This window comes from Pseudomonas sp. ACN5 (assembly GCF_002303975.1).
GTDB classification, from domain to species: domain Bacteria; phylum Pseudomonadota; class Gammaproteobacteria; order Pseudomonadales; family Pseudomonadaceae; genus Aquipseudomonas; species Aquipseudomonas laurylsulfatiphila.
The window spans coordinates 20,683-36,134 of record NZ_MRCP01000008.1 but is presented as its reverse complement, the minus strand read 5'-3'; the positions used below and the strand labels follow the sequence as shown (position 1 = coordinate 36,134).

The 15,452-nt window shown below is 59.5% G+C and carries 16 protein-coding genes; 13 read left to right on the top strand and 3 right to left on the bottom strand.

Annotated features, from left to right (window positions below; all coding sequences use genetic code 11):
• Positions 1–201: 201 nt before the first annotated feature.
• A complete protein-coding gene (msrB, locus tag BSF40_RS16110; RefSeq protein ID WP_095965810.1) occupies positions 202–720 on the top strand; it encodes a peptide-methionine (R)-S-oxide reductase MsrB in 519 nt (172 codons plus the stop codon).
• Positions 721–763: 43 nt separating this feature from the next.
• Entirely contained in the window at positions 764–1,471 is a 708-nt protein-coding gene (gene msrA, locus BSF40_RS16105; protein WP_095965809.1) for a peptide-methionine (S)-S-oxide reductase MsrA, read from the top strand.
• A gap of 34 nt (positions 1,472–1,505) precedes the next feature.
• On the opposite strand, the gene BSF40_RS16100 is transcribed toward msrA, so the two are convergent.
• A complete protein-coding gene (locus tag BSF40_RS16100; RefSeq protein ID WP_095965808.1) occupies positions 1,506–2,411 on the bottom strand; it encodes a LysR family transcriptional regulator in 906 nt (301 codons plus the stop codon).
• A 102-nt stretch (positions 2,412–2,513) separates the two neighbouring features.
• Between BSF40_RS16100 and BSF40_RS16095 the strand changes: the two genes are divergently transcribed.
• The gene (locus tag BSF40_RS16095; RefSeq protein ID WP_095965807.1) at positions 2,514–3,704 is read left to right on the top strand and encodes an aspartate aminotransferase family protein; all 1,191 of its coding nucleotides are present in this window, start codon (positions 2,514–2,516) and stop codon (positions 3,702–3,704) included.
• A 223-nt stretch (positions 3,705–3,927) separates the two neighbouring features.
• Here BSF40_RS16095 and BSF40_RS16090 read toward each other — a convergent pair whose 3' ends face one another.
• On the bottom strand, positions 3,928–4,422 hold the full coding sequence (locus tag BSF40_RS16090; RefSeq protein ID WP_095965806.1) for an adenylate kinase: 495 nt from the start codon (positions 4,420–4,422) through the stop codon (positions 3,928–3,930).
• A 441-nt stretch (positions 4,423–4,863) separates the two neighbouring features.
• On the opposite strand from BSF40_RS16090, the gene BSF40_RS16085 reads away from it, so the two are divergent.
• Positions 4,864–5,220: a hypothetical protein gene (locus tag BSF40_RS16085; RefSeq protein ID WP_141249748.1), complete on the top strand. Its 357-nt coding sequence runs from the start codon at positions 4,864–4,866 to the stop codon at positions 5,218–5,220.
• Between the two features lie 667 nt (positions 5,221–5,887).
• On the opposite strand, the gene BSF40_RS16075 is transcribed toward BSF40_RS16085, so the two are convergent.
• Positions 5,888–7,807 carry an alkaline phosphatase D family protein gene (locus BSF40_RS16075; protein ID WP_095965804.1) on the bottom strand — a complete coding sequence of 640 codons (1,920 nt, stop codon included), beginning with the start codon at positions 7,805–7,807 and terminating at the stop codon, positions 5,888–5,890.
• A gap of 173 nt (positions 7,808–7,980) precedes the next feature.
• Between BSF40_RS16075 and BSF40_RS16070 the strand changes: the two genes are divergently transcribed.
• The 9 genes from BSF40_RS16070 to BSF40_RS16030 all read left to right on the top strand — a co-directional run bounded on the left by BSF40_RS16070 (position 7,981) and on the right by BSF40_RS16030 (position 15,440).
• Complete coding sequence (locus BSF40_RS16070) at positions 7,981–8,559, top strand: hypothetical protein (protein ID WP_141249747.1); 579 nt, start codon at positions 7,981–7,983, stop codon at positions 8,557–8,559.
• 113 nt (positions 8,560–8,672) lie between these two features.
• Positions 8,673–8,936 carry a hypothetical protein gene (locus tag BSF40_RS16065; protein WP_095965802.1) on the top strand — a complete coding sequence of 88 codons (264 nt, stop codon included), beginning with the start codon at positions 8,673–8,675 and terminating at the stop codon, positions 8,934–8,936.
• Between the two features lie 107 nt (positions 8,937–9,043).
• On the top strand, positions 9,044–10,024 hold the full coding sequence (locus BSF40_RS16060; RefSeq protein WP_015093595.1) for a quinone oxidoreductase: 981 nt from the start codon (positions 9,044–9,046) through the stop codon (positions 10,022–10,024).
• Between the two features lie 13 nt (positions 10,025–10,037).
• The gene (locus BSF40_RS16055; protein WP_007979208.1) at positions 10,038–10,886 is read left to right on the top strand and encodes a TauD/TfdA family dioxygenase; all 849 of its coding nucleotides are present in this window, start codon (positions 10,038–10,040) and stop codon (positions 10,884–10,886) included.
• 88 nt (positions 10,887–10,974) lie between these two features.
• Entirely contained in the window at positions 10,975–12,027 is a 1,053-nt protein-coding gene (locus BSF40_RS16050; protein ID WP_095965801.1) for a 3-keto-5-aminohexanoate cleavage protein, read from the top strand.
• A gap of 92 nt (positions 12,028–12,119) precedes the next feature.
• Positions 12,120–13,451, top strand: a complete 1,332-nt coding sequence (locus tag BSF40_RS16045; protein WP_095965800.1) for an MFS transporter — start codon at positions 12,120–12,122, stop codon at positions 13,449–13,451.
• Positions 13,448–14,110 carry a DsbA family oxidoreductase gene (locus BSF40_RS16040; RefSeq protein ID WP_095965799.1) on the top strand — a complete coding sequence of 221 codons (663 nt, stop codon included), beginning with the start codon at positions 13,448–13,450 and terminating at the stop codon, positions 14,108–14,110. Before BSF40_RS16045 ends, BSF40_RS16040 begins: the two co-directional genes overlap by 4 nt.
• On the top strand, positions 14,107–14,433 hold the full coding sequence (locus tag BSF40_RS16035) for a Rieske 2Fe-2S domain-containing protein (protein WP_095965798.1): 327 nt from the start codon (positions 14,107–14,109) through the stop codon (positions 14,431–14,433). Before BSF40_RS16040 ends, BSF40_RS16035 begins: the two co-directional genes overlap by 4 nt.
• A complete protein-coding gene (locus BSF40_RS16030; protein WP_095965797.1) occupies positions 14,430–15,440 on the top strand; it encodes a YeiH family protein in 1,011 nt (336 codons plus the stop codon). Before BSF40_RS16035 ends, BSF40_RS16030 begins: the two co-directional genes overlap by 4 nt.
• The last annotated feature ends 12 nt before the right edge of the window (positions 15,441–15,452 follow it).

The window sequence follows — 15,452 nt, the reverse complement described above, 5'->3', positions numbered from 1 at the left end:
GCACCGTGGGGTATCAGGTATCCCGCGTCATCGTTGGCCTCCATCGCGAGCAAGCTCGCTCCTACAGGTGGGGCTTAGGCATTGTGCGGGTTTTTCAGCGCCCGAGTTATCACGAATTGTTTAACTTCCCGTGAGGATTTGGCGATCACCCAAAGCCTAGGCTGTGTTCCATGAAACACCCCTGGATTTTTGGAGGCGAGCATGTTTTCACGACGGAAATTTCTTCTGGCGAGCGGCGGGTTGGGCGTTGCAGCCTTGGCGATCGGCCTGTTGCCGAAGTTTTCCACAGGCTCGGCCTTGATCAGTGAGGCCAGCGCAGCGGAAACATTCGAAGTGACCCACAGCGACAGCGAATGGCACGCGATCCTGAGTGACGAGCAGTACGAGATCCTGCGCGAGGAGGGCACCGAGCGGGCCTACAGCAGCCCGCTGAACAACGAGCACCGCGACGGTACTTTCGTCTGTGCCGGTTGCGATCTGCCACTGTTTTCCTCGGCCACCAAGTTCGACAGCCGTACCGGCTGGCCGAGTTTCTGGGCACCGCTGGACAAGGCCGTGGCCACCCGTCAGGACCGTGCGTTCGGCATGGTCCGCGAAGAGGTGCACTGCCGGCGCTGTGGCGGGCATCTGGGCCATGTCTTCGATGACGGCCCGAAACCCACCGGCCTGCGCTATTGCATGAACGGCCTGGCGATGAAGTTCGAGCCCCGAACCGTCTGATTTTTGACTGCCTGTCCCCTTGGATCATTCAGGAGTTCCTTACATGAAAAACCTGCTCACCTGGCGCCGTACGCTGTTGGCACTGGCCACCGTTGGCGTTATCGGGTCATGCTCGGCATTCTCTCTCAGTGGTGCTGAAGAAGCCGTCGTTATTCCGCCGCCGGCCCTCGACGAAACCACCCACGCTCAAAGCGCAACGGCAGTGTTCGCCGGCGGTTGTTTCTGGGGCGTGCAAGGGGTGTTTCAGCACGTCAAAGGTGTGAAAAATGCGGTTTCCGGTTACGCCGGTGGCGCGGCCAACACGGCGCAATACGAGCGTGTCAGCAACGGCAATACCGGCCATGCGGAGTCTGTCGAAGTGACTTTCGATCCGAGCCAGGTCAGCTACGGCACCTTGCTGCAAATCTACTTCTCGGTGGCGCACAACCCGACAGAGCTCAATCGCCAGGGACCGGACACCGGCACCCAGTATCGTTCGGCGATCTTTACCAAAAGTGCCGAGCAGCAACGGGTCGCACAGGCCTACATCGCTCAGCTCGACGCCGCCCATGCCTTCGACAAGCCGATTGTCACCAAACTTGAAACCTTCAACGGTTTCTACCCGGCGGAGGAGGAACATCAGGATTTCCTGACCGAGCATCCGACCTATCCGTATATCGTGATCAATGATTTGCCGAAGGTTGCGCAGTTGAAGCAGCTGTACCCGAATCGTTATCAGGAACAGCCGGTGCTGGTGAAGGCGGGGAGGTAAATGGCGATCAGCGACTGCATGCCTGTTCGGCCGATTAGTGCTTGCCCCACATCTGTACGGCGAATTCGACGAAACGGCGCAGTTTCGGCAAACGGTGGCGATCCTGGGCATAGACCAGGTGCATCGGCCGGCTGGGCGGGCAGTAATCGGGCATCAAGGCCAACAGCTTTCCGTCCTTGAGGTCCTGCTCGACCAGGGCGTCGGGCATCATCACGATGCCCATGCCGGTCCGCGCCGCCTGATGCAAACCGGCCGAACTGTTGATCAGCATCGGCCCGCTGACCCCCACGCTGACTTCGCCTTCGGGACCGGCCAGGCGCCATTCCTTTTGCACCGATTGCCAGTCATCCCCGGCCGGATAGGCAAAGGACAGGCAGTCGTGGTGTCGCAGGTCTTCAGGCGTTTGCGGTGTGCCGCGACGGGCCAGATAGTCCGGTGAAGCGCACATGGTCAGGGTGTAGTCGATCAGCGGGCGGGCGATCAGGTTGGAGGGCTCCAGCGCGCCGAGGCGAAACGCTACGTCCAGTCCATTTTCCAGCAGATCCGGGCGCCGGTTGGTCAGTACCACGTCAAGTTTCACCCGCGGGTTTTGCCGGCTGAACTCACTCAGTGCCGGTGCCAGGCGTTCGGTGCCGAAGGTCAGGGGCGCGGTAATGCGCAGCGTCCCGCTCGGTTCGTCGAGGGCCTGCTCGGCCAGACGCTCGGAATCGGCCACCAGCCCCAGCACTTCCAGGCAACGCTGGTAATACGCGACGCCGAACTCGGTCAGCCGCTGACGCCGCGTCGTGCGGTTGAGCAGGCGCACACCCAGCCGCTGCTCCAGGGCCTTGAGGTGGTTGCCGACCATGGTCGTGGACATGTCGCACTGAAAAGCGGCGGCGGTCATGCTGCCGGTCTCCACCACTTTCACGTAAACGCTCATTGCCTGGAACAGATCCATTATCAAGCTCAGCTTTTAAATGATTGAAGTTTTACAGCGTTTATCCAGCTCAGGTGGCTAACCATACTGCAAAAACACCGACCCTTGCTGGAGCTTGACGTCATGACCGCCGCCTGCCTGATGAGCACTTACCAACCCCTGGCCTTGAGTTTCGACAAGGGCCTGGGCACTCGCCTGTGGGATCAGGCCGGTCGCGAATACCTGGATGCGGTCGCCGGCGTGGCGGTGACCAACGTCGGCCACTCCCACCCGAAAATCGTCGCCGCCATCACCGAGCAGGCCGGGTTGCTGCTGCACACGTCGAACCTCTACAGCATCGACTGGCAACAACGGCTGGCGCAGAAATTGACACGGCTGGCGGGCATGGACCGGGCTTTTTTCAACAACTCCGGGGCCGAAGCCAACGAAACCGCACTGAAAATCGCCCGGCTGCATGGCTGGCACAAAGGTATCGAACAGCCGCTGGTGGTGGTCATGGAGAACGCGTTCCATGGCCGCACCCTCGGCACCTTGTCGGCCAGCGACGGCCCGGCGGTGCGCCTGGGGTTCAACCAGCTGCCGGGGGATTTCGTCAAAGTGCCGTTCGGCGACCTCGACGCACTGGACAAGGTGCAAGAGATTTACGGCTCGCGGATCGTGGCGGTGCTGATGGAGCCGATCCAGGGCGAAAGCGGCGTGCAACTGGCGCCACCGGGGTATCTCAAGGCCGTGCGCGAACTGTGCAACCGGCGCTCCTGGCTGTTGATGCTCGATGAAATCCAGACCGGCATCGGCCGCACCGGCCAGTGGTTCGCCTTCCAGCATGAAGGCATCGTTCCGGACGTCATGACCCTGGCCAAAGGCTTGGGCAACGGCGTGCCCATCGGCGCTTGCCTGGCCCGTGCCAAGGCGTCCGAACTGTTCACGCCGGGCAGCCACGGCAGCACTTTCGGTGGTAATCCATTGGCCTGCCGGGTCGGGTGCACCGTGCTGGATATCGTTGAAGAACAAGGGCTGCTGGAAAACGCCCGGCTTCAGGGCGCGCGGCTGCTCGACAGATTGCGCACCGAGTTGGCGGGCAACCCGAACGTGATGGCGATCCGTGGTCAGGGGCTGATGATCGGCATCGAACTCAAGCAACCGATCCGCGACCTGAGCCTGATCGCTGCGCGGGATCATGGCTTGCTGATCAACGTCACGCGGGGCAAAACCATTCGCCTGTTACCGCCGTTGACTCTGGATGAGCGGGAGGTGGAGATGATTGTCAGGGGGGTGAGTCGGGCGATTTCGCAAGTTCTCGATCGACCGGAGTAATCGTTCAGTGTTGGCTTTGGATCGTAGTAGGTAAGCGGTTTCATCAGACACGTCGATGGCATCCGGCGTGTCTTGTTTCATCCTGCGACGACTCAGCAGGCATCGGATAAATCGCATTGTCTTCTCCGCCTCTGGATAGATGTTGAGTATCCATTGGCGTTTCAAAAGACGTTTCCGCAAGTGTTGTAGTCCGGATCCGAATTGAAAGGGTTAGTTTCAGTGGTTAACCGGTGCCTGGCATCACACTGGCAAACGCAGTGATTTCAGTTCGATTCATCAACTGAATGTTTGATCCGCTAAAGCCTTCGAACAACCGCTGGTGCGCAGCAAATCCACTTGAATCATCTCGCTTGCGGTAGCTGCCAGCCCACTCCAGCAATGCCACCAACCGTTCGTCATCCTGTGTCTCTCGCTGGCGAATGTTGGTCACGCATTCCTCGTCGCCGATGCTCAGCCAGATCAGCGCTGTGGCCCGATGGAGGATTTCGCTGATGATCCAGCCGTAAACTCCTTCGATCACCCAGCGCTGCTCGTCGGCCGCGATCCGTGCCATGGCCAATGCTTCGGCGCGGGGGCGGGGGATGCTGTGTTCGTCGGACAGCCAGTGAATCCGGTCGAGATCGGTCCAGGGCTCACGCAATTGCTGGGCTAGCTGCTGTGCCAGCCAGCTTTTGCCGGAGCCGGAGTTGCCGATGATCAGGGTGCGGGTGAGGTCCATGAGCGACTCTGGGCTGATTTGGGTTCTTTCACAGGTTTGGAGGCCACTTCATTTTCGACTCGGACGCGGTCTCTTGTGAGCTGGCTTGCCAGCGATGGCTGTTGACGATAACGCGTGTGAACCGGAAAAAACGCGGCGTATTTGAGTCCATCGCCGGCAATCGAGCGTCGACCGGCTGCTCCTACAGTTTCCCGGCTCTTGGCGCATAGGGTGGTGATGATAACGCAGGTGGTTACGGTTGCCTGTTAAGCATTATGCGTCTCGCGTATGCCCAGACCGAGTCGAATATATTTGAAATGGCGTGACATAGATGGTGGGGGAGAAAAGAGCGTAAATTGATAGAAGGATGATCTATTTGGTTTTAGGCTCTGAGTGGGTATCGAACTTAATTTTAAGTTTGAAAAAATATAGTGTTTAAAGCGTTTGTTGGGGTGGTTAAAAGTGATCATTAATATTTCGTCGCCTTCGCTAGTGACTTCTAGTAAAGAAGCCGACCATAATTTGAAAATATTCAAATTTATGGAAAATGTGAGAGAGGTACAACAAAGTTCCTCCAGGTTAATCAAAGATGTGAAAAATGAGCAACTGTCGGGAGCCGGGAATACCTCCTTCATAAAGGAAGTTGCCCCGCAGCTTGACAAGTTGGCTAATAGCTTGGCGTTGGTAGGAGCTCATAAATTCAGTTTGCAAGAGAGTAACTTTATAAGTTCCCGTGCAAATATTCAGGTGCTGGACCGTATGGCCCAGATTATGAAATCGAACTACGATGATTTGAAGAATCTAAGTGCTAAGCATTAAATAAAAAACGTGCACTCTTCTTCTGATGCGAAAGTAGAGGGCAGAGTGCGGATGTAGAAAGCTAGAGAATGGCAGTAATTAGCTGATATAAGCTACTTGGTGATCGCTTTGGCGGTCACCAAGTTCTACCCCATGACAGGGCAGCAAGCTGAGTCTTGCTGCAATCCCAATTCGATACGCGTCAGTTGTAATGCTGGCCCCCCCCCCCTTTCAAGCATTCCTCGGCAGGCCGCAAGCAACTCGAGCAATCGGGCTGCGCACAGGTCAGCGAGTTGCAAGGCTGCGATACCCACAAGAGCAAGGCTGAAAATGCCAAGGCCGGATTCACTAACCCCGCAGTAGACAGCACAAACACCCAGACGCCGTATGCCGGGCAATGGGTCGTCACGAGCGCTGCCGGAGCGACCGTTGCCACCATCCGTATCGATACCCAAGAGCAGGTTTGGGTGAATGAACGACTCCGATCTGATTTGGGTTCTTTCACAGGTTTGGAGGTCACTTCATTTTCGACTCGGACGCGGTCTATTGAGCTGGCTTGCCAGCGATGGCTGTTACCGATAACGCGTGTGAACCGGAACAACACGGTACATTTGAATCCATCGTCGGCAATCGAGCGGCGACCGCGGCTCCTACAGTTTCCCGGGAATGCCTAAGGCTGTCTTCATACTCAATCATCGTCTTGCGGGGCAATCATCCGGGTCTTCGGGGAGCCGTTGGCGTTGTGCTGATAGATCATCTGCGGTTGTCCCAGGTCATTGAAGAACACCTGCCCGATCCCCGCCGAGTTCCATAGGCGCTCTCCGGCTTCGGCGTGTTCCGGGACATGCGGCACGATGCGCATGCGTCGACGTTTGGTCAGCCAGTTCAGTGGCGAGCGTGGTGAGTACAGCCAGCGGTTGATGCGGTCGAACCATTCGAGCAGGGTGGGGGGGAATTCGTTCTTGATGCCGCTGCTGGTGATCTGCCAGATGCGTGGCCCGGCCTTGCGATGGCGGATCAGCACTTCGTAGACGAAGGAGTAGTGCACATCGCCCGACAGCACCACGTAGTTACCCGGCGTGCGCGAGTGGCGGAAAATGTTCAGGATCACCTGGGCTGCGCCGCGATGGGCCATCCAGTTTTCCGCGTCCACCAGCAGTGGGTAGCCGCACCAGCTGAAGACCCGCTGCACGGTTTCAATCAGTTTGACGCCGAAGATCGGCGCCGGCGAAACGATGATCGCGCTCGGGTGGTCCAGCAGTTCCTGTTGCAGTTCGCTCAGGGCTTCCCAGTCGAGCAGGCCGGAAGGCTGCTTGAGGTTCATTTCACTGCGCCAGCGCCGGGTGCGGGTGTCGATCACGACCATGGCCGGGGTGGTCGGCAGCACGTAATGCCAGTGCTGGAATTTCAGCAGATCATTGATCAAGTCGTCCTGGACCGCGCTGTCGAGGTAGCGGTCATCGCCACTGGCGCTCAACGCGGCGGCCTTCTCCAGCACGGCAGCGAAGGCACCCGGGTTGTTGCCCCAGCCCTGGCACAGCATGTACGCCAGCAGCGCGTTGCCGATGATGCGTCGGGAGAACGGATGGCCGTAGGCCGTTTCCTCCCATTGCGCGGACAGGTTCCAGTCATCGGTGATGTCGTGGTCGTCGAAAATCATCAGCGTCGGCAGATGCGCCAGTGCCCGCGCGACGTTGCCAAGGCCGGCCGTGAAGGCATCGATGCGCGTCTGTTCAAGGGCGTAGCGCTTGAGCCGTTCCGGTGTCAGCGTCGGTGCCTGGGGCGCGATCAGGGTCCAGGGCACTGGGGACCAGACCAGCAAGTACATGGCCATGACCTCGGCGAAGGTCACCAGGTGATTGTCGGCACTGCTGCTGGTGAAGATCGGCTTGCGTGCGCCACCGAAGAAACGCTCGCGCAGGGTTTCATTGCTTTGCAGCGCCGGCAACAGATCCGCACGGTGGTAGTAACTGGCCGGATGCTCGTAGAGCCTGGCGCTGTCGCTGACCACAGCGCCTTCGAGGTGCTCGCCGAACAGGCCCAGGCGCTCGATCAAGGCGTGAATCGCCCGCAGCATCGGCCCCGCGACATCGTCGGCGTAGACCTGATCGCCGGTCATCATCAGCAGTGCCGGGCGGTCCTCGGCTGCATGCTCCTGCGCCAGCAACCGGTCGACGCAGAGCAAGCCGTCTGCCGCCGGGTGGTGAGGCTTGCGGCAAGAACCGTGCAGCAACTGATCGACCCGTGCGCGCAGGACGAAGTTCGGGCAACCCGCATCGCCATACAGCAGGTGCGGCGCCCATTCGGCGATACCTTTGCCGTCTTCCAGCAGCAGGTCGTATTCGATACGTTCGTCACAGGGCAGAGCGGCGTCCAGCGACACATCGATCAAATGCACGAAGGCATGGCTGCCTATCGCAATGACCGTGCACTGCCCGGTATCCAGTCGGATGTCGGCGCTGCCCTGCAAGCGCAGGCTCAACTCCAGTGCGCGCGATCCCACCAGCCATAACACCAGGCGCGTTGGCTCCAGCCGCCGCAGCAGCGGGCCGGCGAGGACCGGTGGCAATGAGGTTTGATGTTCAGGTAATTGCAAGGGTACGGACATCCGGGGTCAAGGCTCTTGGCGCACAGGCGGGCGATGATACCGCAGATGGTTTCTGTTGCCTGTTAAGCATTACATGCTGTTTGGGGAAGGGTATGCCTGAATCAGAAGATGAATGATGTAAAGAAATGAGCGTTTTTTTACAGATGAATATTGTGTGGTGACATAGGTTTAAGTTGTCTGGCTATTTTAATAGTGGTGAAGGCATAATTTTAAATTTCTCAAAGGTGATGAGTTTTATGGGGATATCAAATGTTAATGGATCTTTGTCAGGAGGACGTGTAACTCTCAGTGATGATCAACACGTTGCGCTGGCAAATAAAATGTTTGAGGAATTCAAGTCTGCTAGACAGGGTTACGAAAAGTTAATCGTGGCGTTTGAAAAAACCACACTGTCGAGCTCGTTGGAGTTGCCGAAGTTTTCGAAGTTGTCGAGCTCGGAGAAAGAAAAGCTCGTAGCGGACTCAAATCTGATCCTTGCCAAAATGGCAGATAATCTGGTGTTAGCCGGCGCTAATAAGGACCTCGCGATCAATAGTTCTTGCGAAAGTAAGGATTTGATCATAAAAGGGATTGATTCTTATGTCAAAGATGCAAAGTTTGATGCTAATACGCTTAAAACCTTACGCAATACATATGTGGCAAGCCTGCGGCCCGATTCGAGAGTAACTGAATTGGCTGAAAATATTAATAAGTCCGGTGAAGGTGCGGAAGGAAAGTCCGTAAAATTCTCAGATACGGTTTTGGTGAAGTAATAAAAACGCTTCAATAGCCAAGTTTGGTGGCTGCTTTTGCAGCCACCAAACTTGGCGCGATGGCTGATCCACTATAATTACCCATGTCTCCCCAGCCCCTCGAGCCGCGTGAAATGAACAAAATCTTCCTGCCAGCCCTGGCCATTTTGCTGTTAGCCCAATCCCCGGCCCATGCCATCAACGACAAGTACCGCAAACAGCTTGAGCAGTCCGGTTGCACCCAGGTCAGCGAACTGGAGGGGTGCGATATCCACAAGAGCAAGGCCGAAAACGCCAAGGCCGGATTCGGCAGCCCGCAAGCACCGGCCGCTGGCGAAAAAAACAGTGACCAGCCGAGCGACGGCAAGGAGGGAGCGGCCCCGCCTGTCATGAAATGAAAAGCCATTGTCGCCTGATGAGAAGCGTCACAACAGGCCTCGTCCTACAGTCCAATCAGCGCAATTCGATGCAACACGCCCATATTGCAGATTGGAGAATAAGAAAAATGGCCAAAGCCGTACGCTTTTATGAAACCGGTGGTCCCGAAGTTCTACGTTACGAGGACGTCGAAGTCGGCGAACCCGGTCCAGGCCAGGTTCGTCTGCGTCATGTGGCGGTTGGCTTGAACTACGCCGACACCTATTTCCGTAACGGTACCTATCCGATTCCCATGCCTAATGGCATGGGCGTCGAGGCTTCCGGCGTGGTCCAGGCCGTTGGTGAAGGGGTCACCAACGTCGAAGTCGGTGACCGCGTCACCTACACCGGTTTTCTCAATACCCTCGGCGCCTACAGCACCGAGCGCCTGATCCCGGCCGCGCCGCTGATCAAGCTGCCGGAAACCATCAGCTTCGAAACCGCCGCCGCCATGACCATGCGCGGTTTGACGTCTTCGTACCTGATGCGCCGCATCTACGACTTCAAGGCTGGCGACAGCATCCTGCTGCACGCTGCTGCCGGCGGTGTCGGCCTGATCGTTTCGCAGTGGGCCAAGTTGCTGGGCCTGAACGTGATCGGCACGGTTTCGACCGAGCAAAAGGCGGAAATTGCCCGGGCTCACGGTTGCGACCATACGATCAATTACAGCCATGAAGACGTCGCCGCTCGCGTTCGCGAACTGACCGACGGCGTGGGCGTCAACGTGGTGTTCGACAGTGTTGGCAAGAACACCTTCATGGGTTCGCTGGATTCGTTGAAACCCCGTGGCCTGATGGTTTGCGTGGGTACCGCATCCGGACCGATCCCGGCGTTCGACCCGGTGATGCTGGCGATGAAAGGTTCGCTGTACCTGACCCGTCCTGCCTTGGCCAACTACATCAGCGACCCGGCCGAAAAAGCCGCGCTGGCCGGTGAGTTGTTCGACCACGTCGGCAGCGGCCGGATCAAGATCGAGATCAACCAGCACTACGCCTTGCAGGACGCGGTGCAGGCCCATCGCGACCTTGAATCGCGCAAGACGACCGGCTCTTCGATTTTCGTCGTTTAAGGAGCGGCCAGCCATGAAAGTCGAACAATTGACCTGCAGCATTGGCGCCGAACTGATCGGCGTCAACCTGGCCGACGCGGTGCATGACGACGGTCTGTTTGCCGAGATTCGTGCCCAGTTGCTCAAGCACCGCGTGGTGTTCCTGCGCGATCAGGACATCACCCGCGCCGAGCACGTGGCCTTCGCCCGACGCTTCGGCGAGCTGGAAGATCATCCGGTGGCCGGCAGTGATCCGGATCATCCTGGGCTGGTGCGGATCTACAAGAATCCGGACCAGCCGATGGACCGCTATGAAAACGCCTGGCACACCGACGCCACCTGGCGCGAAGCACCGCCGATGGGCTGCGTGCTGCGTTGCGTGGAATGCCCGCCAGTGGGCGGCGACACCATGTGGACCAACATGGTCCAGGCCTATGCGAACTTGCCGGAAGACGTAAAGGTCAAGATCGCCGACCTGCGTGCCCGCCACAGCATCGAAGCGAGCTTCGGTGCGGCGATGCCGATTGAAAAACGCCTGGCGCTCAAGGCGATGTACCCGGACGCCGAGCATCCGGTGGTGCGCACCCATCCGGAAACTGGCGAGAAAGTGCTGTTCGTCAACGCGTTCACCACCCACTTCAGCAACTACCACACCCCTGAGCGGGTGCGCTTCGGCCAGGACGCCAACCCCGGCGCCGGCGAGTTGCTGCGCTACCTGATCAGTCAGGCGTACATCCCCGAGTATCAGGTGCGCTGGCGCTGGAAGCCGAACAGCATTGCCATCTGGGACAACCGCAGTACCCAGCATTACGCCGTCATGGATTACCCGCCGTGCCATCGCAAGATGGAACGTGCCGGGATCATCGGCGACAAGACGTTCTGATCGAACGCCACCTGCATTCGCACTCGTAAACACGCCTGCCCGGCTCGACCCCGGGTGGGCGGGACAATCATAAGAACTGGAGTAGACCATGCAATTCTTCGACGATTCGCTGCACCCGGAAAACATGGAAAAGGTAGTCATCACCGTGGCCCCGTACGGCCCGGAGTGGATGCCGGAAGATTTCCCGGAAGACATCCCGCTGACCATGGACGAGCAAGTCCAGAAAGCGGTCGAATGCTATGAAGCCGGCGCCACGGTTCTGCACTTGCACGTGCGTGAACTGGACGGCAAGGGCTCCAAGCGCCTGTCGAAATTCAACGAGCTGATCGCCGGTGTGCGTGAAGCCGTGCCGGACATGATCATCCAGGTCGGCGGTTCGATTTCCTTCGCCCCGGAAAGCGATGGCGAAGCGGCCAAGTGGCTGTCCGACGACACCCGCCACATGCTGGCCGAGCTGACCCCCAAGCCGGATCAGGTCACCGTGGCGATCAACACCACCCAGATGAACATCATGGAGCTGCTGTATCCGGAATACCTGGAAGGCACTTCCCTGGCCAATCCGCTGACCCAGGCTGCCTACAGCGAAATGACCGTCCCTGCAGGTCCGGCCTGGGTTGCCGAGCACCTCAAGCGCCTGATGGACAACGGCATCCAGCCGCACTTCCAGTTGACCGGCATGCACGCCATGGAAACCCTCGAGCGCCTGGTGCGCAGGGGCATCTACAAGGGCCCGCTGAACCTGACCTGGATCGGCATCGGCGGCGGCTTCGACGGCCCGAACCCGTTCAACTTCTTCAACTTCATCCACCGCGCGCCGGACGGTTGCACCCTGACCTCCGAATCGCTGCTCAAGAACGTCATGCCGTTCAACACCATGTCGATGGCCATGGGCATGCACCCGCGCGTGGGCAATGAAGACACTATCATTGATCACAAGGGCGATCGTTTCGGCTCGGTGGCGCAGATCCGGCAAACCGTGCGCATCGCCCACGAACTGGGCCGCGAAATCGCCACCGGCAAAGAAGCCCGCGAGATCTACCGCATCGGCGTGCAGTACGAAACCATCGAAGAAACCCTGTTGGCCAACGGCATGGCCCCCAACCGCAAGGCTGGGCAAAAAGGTGTACCGCAACGCGGTTGACCGAGGGTCGGGACGAGAGGCCGTGACCTCTCGTCCGCCTGACCGTTACACGCTTGATAACAAAAATAAAACAAAGCTCTTGAGGAGGCTGCATGGCCTTTCACCCAATAGCCGCTGACGATGACGACTCCAGTGGAGTCGGCGTTGCGCGCAAATATGCCTGGATCGTCTTTGCCTTGACGTTCGGCCTGTTGATTTCCGATTACATGTCGCGTCAGGTACTGAACGCGGTATTCCCCCTGCTCAAGACTGAGTGGGCGTTGAGCGACGGACAGCTGGGTCTGCTCAGTGGCATCGTCGCCCTGATGGTCGGCCTGCTGACGTTTCCCCTGTCGTTGATGGCCGACCGCTTCGGCCGGGTCAAGAGCCTGGCGCTGATGGCGTTCCTGTGGAGTGTGGCGACCCTGGGTTGCGCGCTGGCGCAGGACTACCAGCAGATGTTCATCGCGCGGTTCATGGTCGGTGTCGGCGAAGCCGCCTACGGCAGCGTGGGCATTGCGGTGGTGATTTCGGTGTTCCCCAAACACATGCGGGCCACCCTGGCCAGTGCCTTCATGGCTGGCGGTATGTTCGGTTCGGTGTTGGGCATGGCGTTGGGTGGTGCGATTGCCGCCAAGCTGGGCTGGCGCTGGTCGTTTGCCGGCATGTCGTTGTTTGGCCTGGTGCTGGCGATGCTTTATCCGCTCATCGTCAAGGAAGCGCGCATTGCGCCACAACGTGCCGCGCAGATTGCGAACAAGACGGCTGCCGCGGTCAAGCGTCCGCTGCGCACGCTGTGGTCCAGCCGTTCGGTGGTGTCGACCTACATCGCCAGCGGCTTGCAGTTGTTCGTCGGCGGCACGGTGATGGTGTGGATTCCCAGCTACCTCAACCGCTACTACGACATGCCCACCGACAAGGCTGGCGGCATGGCGGCGGTCATCGTGTTGTGCAGCGGTGCGGGCATGATCCTGTGCGGCATGCTCAGTGATCGCCTGTGTCGCAACTCGCCGGAGCGCAAGGTCAGCCTGGCCATCGGCTTCTGCTTGGGCAGTTGCCTGCTGTTGTCGGCGGCGTTTGCCTTGCAGGCAGGGCCAGTGCAACTGCTGCTGATCTGCCTGGGCATGGCGATTGCCACAGGCACCACCGGCCCCGCCGGTGCGATGGTTGCCAACCTGACCCATTACTCGGTGCACGGTACGGCGTTCGCCACGCTGACCCTGGCCAACAACATGCTGGGGCTGGCACCGGGGCCGTTCATCACCGGCCGGGTGTCCGACCTCATCGGTCTGCATGCCGCGTTTCAACTGGTGCCACTGGTCAGCCTCGCGGCGGCGGCGGTGTTCTTTTATGCCAAGTGTCATTACCACAGAGATATTGCCCGGCTTCAGGGTCAGAGCGTGCCTGACCCTGTCGGTGAAGCGGGTTTAGAGGTGAAGTTGTGAGTCGTCGTTTACGTATTGATGTGTTTTTCGATTTTATCTGCCCCTGGTGCCTGATCGGCAAACGCCAACTGGAGCATGCGCAGGTGCAGTTTCGCAGTCGCCACCCGGACGTGCAGATCACCACGGTGTGGCATGGCGTGCAGTTGTTGCCTCAGATACCGGTAGAGGGTGAACCCTTCGCCGATTTCTACCGCAAGCGTCTGGGCAATGCCGACGCCATGACCATGCGCCAGAAGCAGGTCCAGCAGGCGGCCAGTGCGGTTGGCCTGGCCATCGACCTCAGCCGTATCGAGACGATGCCCAACACCGCAGACGCCCATCGTTTGTTCGAGCGTGTCAGCGAACTGGGCAATGCCAGTCAGCGTGAAATGTTGCTCGAACGACTGTTCGCCGCTTATTTCCTGAGACGCGAAAACCTCGGTTGCCGCGAGACCTTGCTGGCCATTGCCCGCTCCTGCGGCGTCGCTCCGGACGGGCTGCTCGATTGCCTGAAGGGCGATGCCACGCCGTTTGAAGGGTCTCCCGGCGCGACCAGTGGCGTGCCGAGCTTCAAGTTCGACAACCGCATGACGGTGATCGGTGCACAACCTGCTCAGGCGCTGCTCGGGGCCATGAACGAGGCCCTCAAGGAAAGTGATCGCGAGCGGCAGCCCGCATGACCCGGCGCATTCCCGTGCCTGCCGGCAAACACCCGCAGGCCGGTGGCCGGGCGCTGTTCGAATTCGAGGACAAAAGCCTGGCGTTGTTCAACGTCGACGGGCAGCTGTTTGCCATCGACGACAGCTGCCCGCACCAGGGCGCTTCGCTGTGTGGCGGGCGCCTTGAGGGCCGGGTGATTCAATGCTGCGCCCATGGCCTGCGCTTCGATTTGCACAGCGGCTACATGCTCAACTCCAGGCAAGTCAAAGTCACCAACTACCCGGTCGAGATCATCGACGGCCAGGCGTTTATCGTCATCGTTTCCGAGGAGGCCGCGCCATGAGCGCCATTGCTCTCACCCGCATCCACAGTCGCACGCGCGAACTGGCACCGGGGTTTATCGTCAGCCTGATCGTGGCGGCCGCCGCGTCGTTCCTGTCCGAGCATTACGGTGCACCGGTCATGCTGTTCGCCTTGCTGCTGGGCATGGCCTTGAATTTTCTCGCCGATGACGGCCCGTGCAAGGCCGGTATCGAGTTCACTGCCCGCACGGTGCTGCGTATTGGCGTGGCGCTGCTGGGCATGCGCATCACCCTGGAGCAAATGGCCGCGCTGGGCTGGAAGCCGATTGCGCTGGTGGTGATCCTGGTGGTGGTGACCATCAGTGTCTCGGTGGTCGCGGCCAAGGCCCTGGGTTTCCAGCGCCTGTTCGGCATGCTCACCGGTGGCGCGACCGCCATCTGCGGCGCCTCGGCGGCCCTGGCACTGGCAGCGGCGCTGCCGAACCATCCGCAGAAAGAGCGGGCCACACTGTTTACCGTCATCGGCGTCTCGGCGCTGTCGACCCTGGCGATGATCGTCTACCCGATGATCGCCAACTGGCTAGAGTTATCGCCGCAGGTGGCGGGCGTGTTCCTCGGCGCCACGATCCACGACGTGGCCCAGGTGGTCGGCGCCGGCTACAGCATGTCGACCGAGACCGGCGACACGGCCACGGTGGTCAAGCTGATGCGTGTTGCCATGCTGCTGCCGGTGATCGTCACCGCCGCCATGATCACCCGCATGCAAGGCGCCGACCCCACCGGCAAGCGCCCGCCGCTGTTGCCGTGGTTCGCCGTCGGCTTTCTGATCCTGGCCTGCATCAACAGCACCGGTTGGGTAGCGCCGGCGGTGCAAGGCACGGTCAACGAACTGTCGCGCTGGTGCCTGGTGATTTCCATCAGTGCCCTGGGCATGAAGACCCGCTTGCGCGAGCTGGCGGCGGTCGGGATCAAGCCGATCCTGCTGATGGTGGGGGAGACGGTGTTCCTGGTCGTGCTGGTGTTGTTGCTGCTGCGCTGGGGGCTCTGAACGCCTCGACAC

Coding starts and splice junctions, on each gene's coding strand:
- msrB (WP_095965810.1), top strand. CDS start 202: ATGTTTTCACGACGGAAATTTCTTCTGGCGAGCGGCGGGTTGGGCGTT.
- msrA (WP_095965809.1), top strand. CDS start 764: ATGAAAAACCTGCTCACCTGGCGCCGTACGCTGTTGGCACTGGCCACC.
- BSF40_RS16100 (WP_095965808.1), bottom strand. CDS start 2,411: ATGGATCTGTTCCAGGCAATGAGCGTTTACGTGAAAGTGGTGGAGACC.
- BSF40_RS16095 (WP_095965807.1), top strand. CDS start 2,514: ATGACCGCCGCCTGCCTGATGAGCACTTACCAACCCCTGGCCTTGAGT.
- BSF40_RS16090 (WP_095965806.1), bottom strand. CDS start 4,422: ATGGACCTCACCCGCACCCTGATCATCGGCAACTCCGGCTCCGGCAAA.
- BSF40_RS16075 (WP_095965804.1), bottom strand. CDS start 7,807: ATGTCCGTACCCTTGCAATTACCTGAACATCAAACCTCATTGCCACCG.
- BSF40_RS16065 (WP_095965802.1), top strand. CDS start 8,673: ATGAACAAAATCTTCCTGCCAGCCCTGGCCATTTTGCTGTTAGCCCAA.
- BSF40_RS16060 (WP_015093595.1), top strand. CDS start 9,044: ATGGCCAAAGCCGTACGCTTTTATGAAACCGGTGGTCCCGAAGTTCTA.
- BSF40_RS16055 (WP_007979208.1), top strand. CDS start 10,038: ATGAAAGTCGAACAATTGACCTGCAGCATTGGCGCCGAACTGATCGGC.
- BSF40_RS16050 (WP_095965801.1), top strand. CDS start 10,975: ATGCAATTCTTCGACGATTCGCTGCACCCGGAAAACATGGAAAAGGTA.
- BSF40_RS16045 (WP_095965800.1), top strand. CDS start 12,120: ATGGCCTTTCACCCAATAGCCGCTGACGATGACGACTCCAGTGGAGTC.
- BSF40_RS16035 (WP_095965798.1), top strand. CDS start 14,107: ATGACCCGGCGCATTCCCGTGCCTGCCGGCAAACACCCGCAGGCCGGT.
- BSF40_RS16030 (WP_095965797.1), top strand. CDS start 14,430: ATGAGCGCCATTGCTCTCACCCGCATCCACAGTCGCACGCGCGAACTG.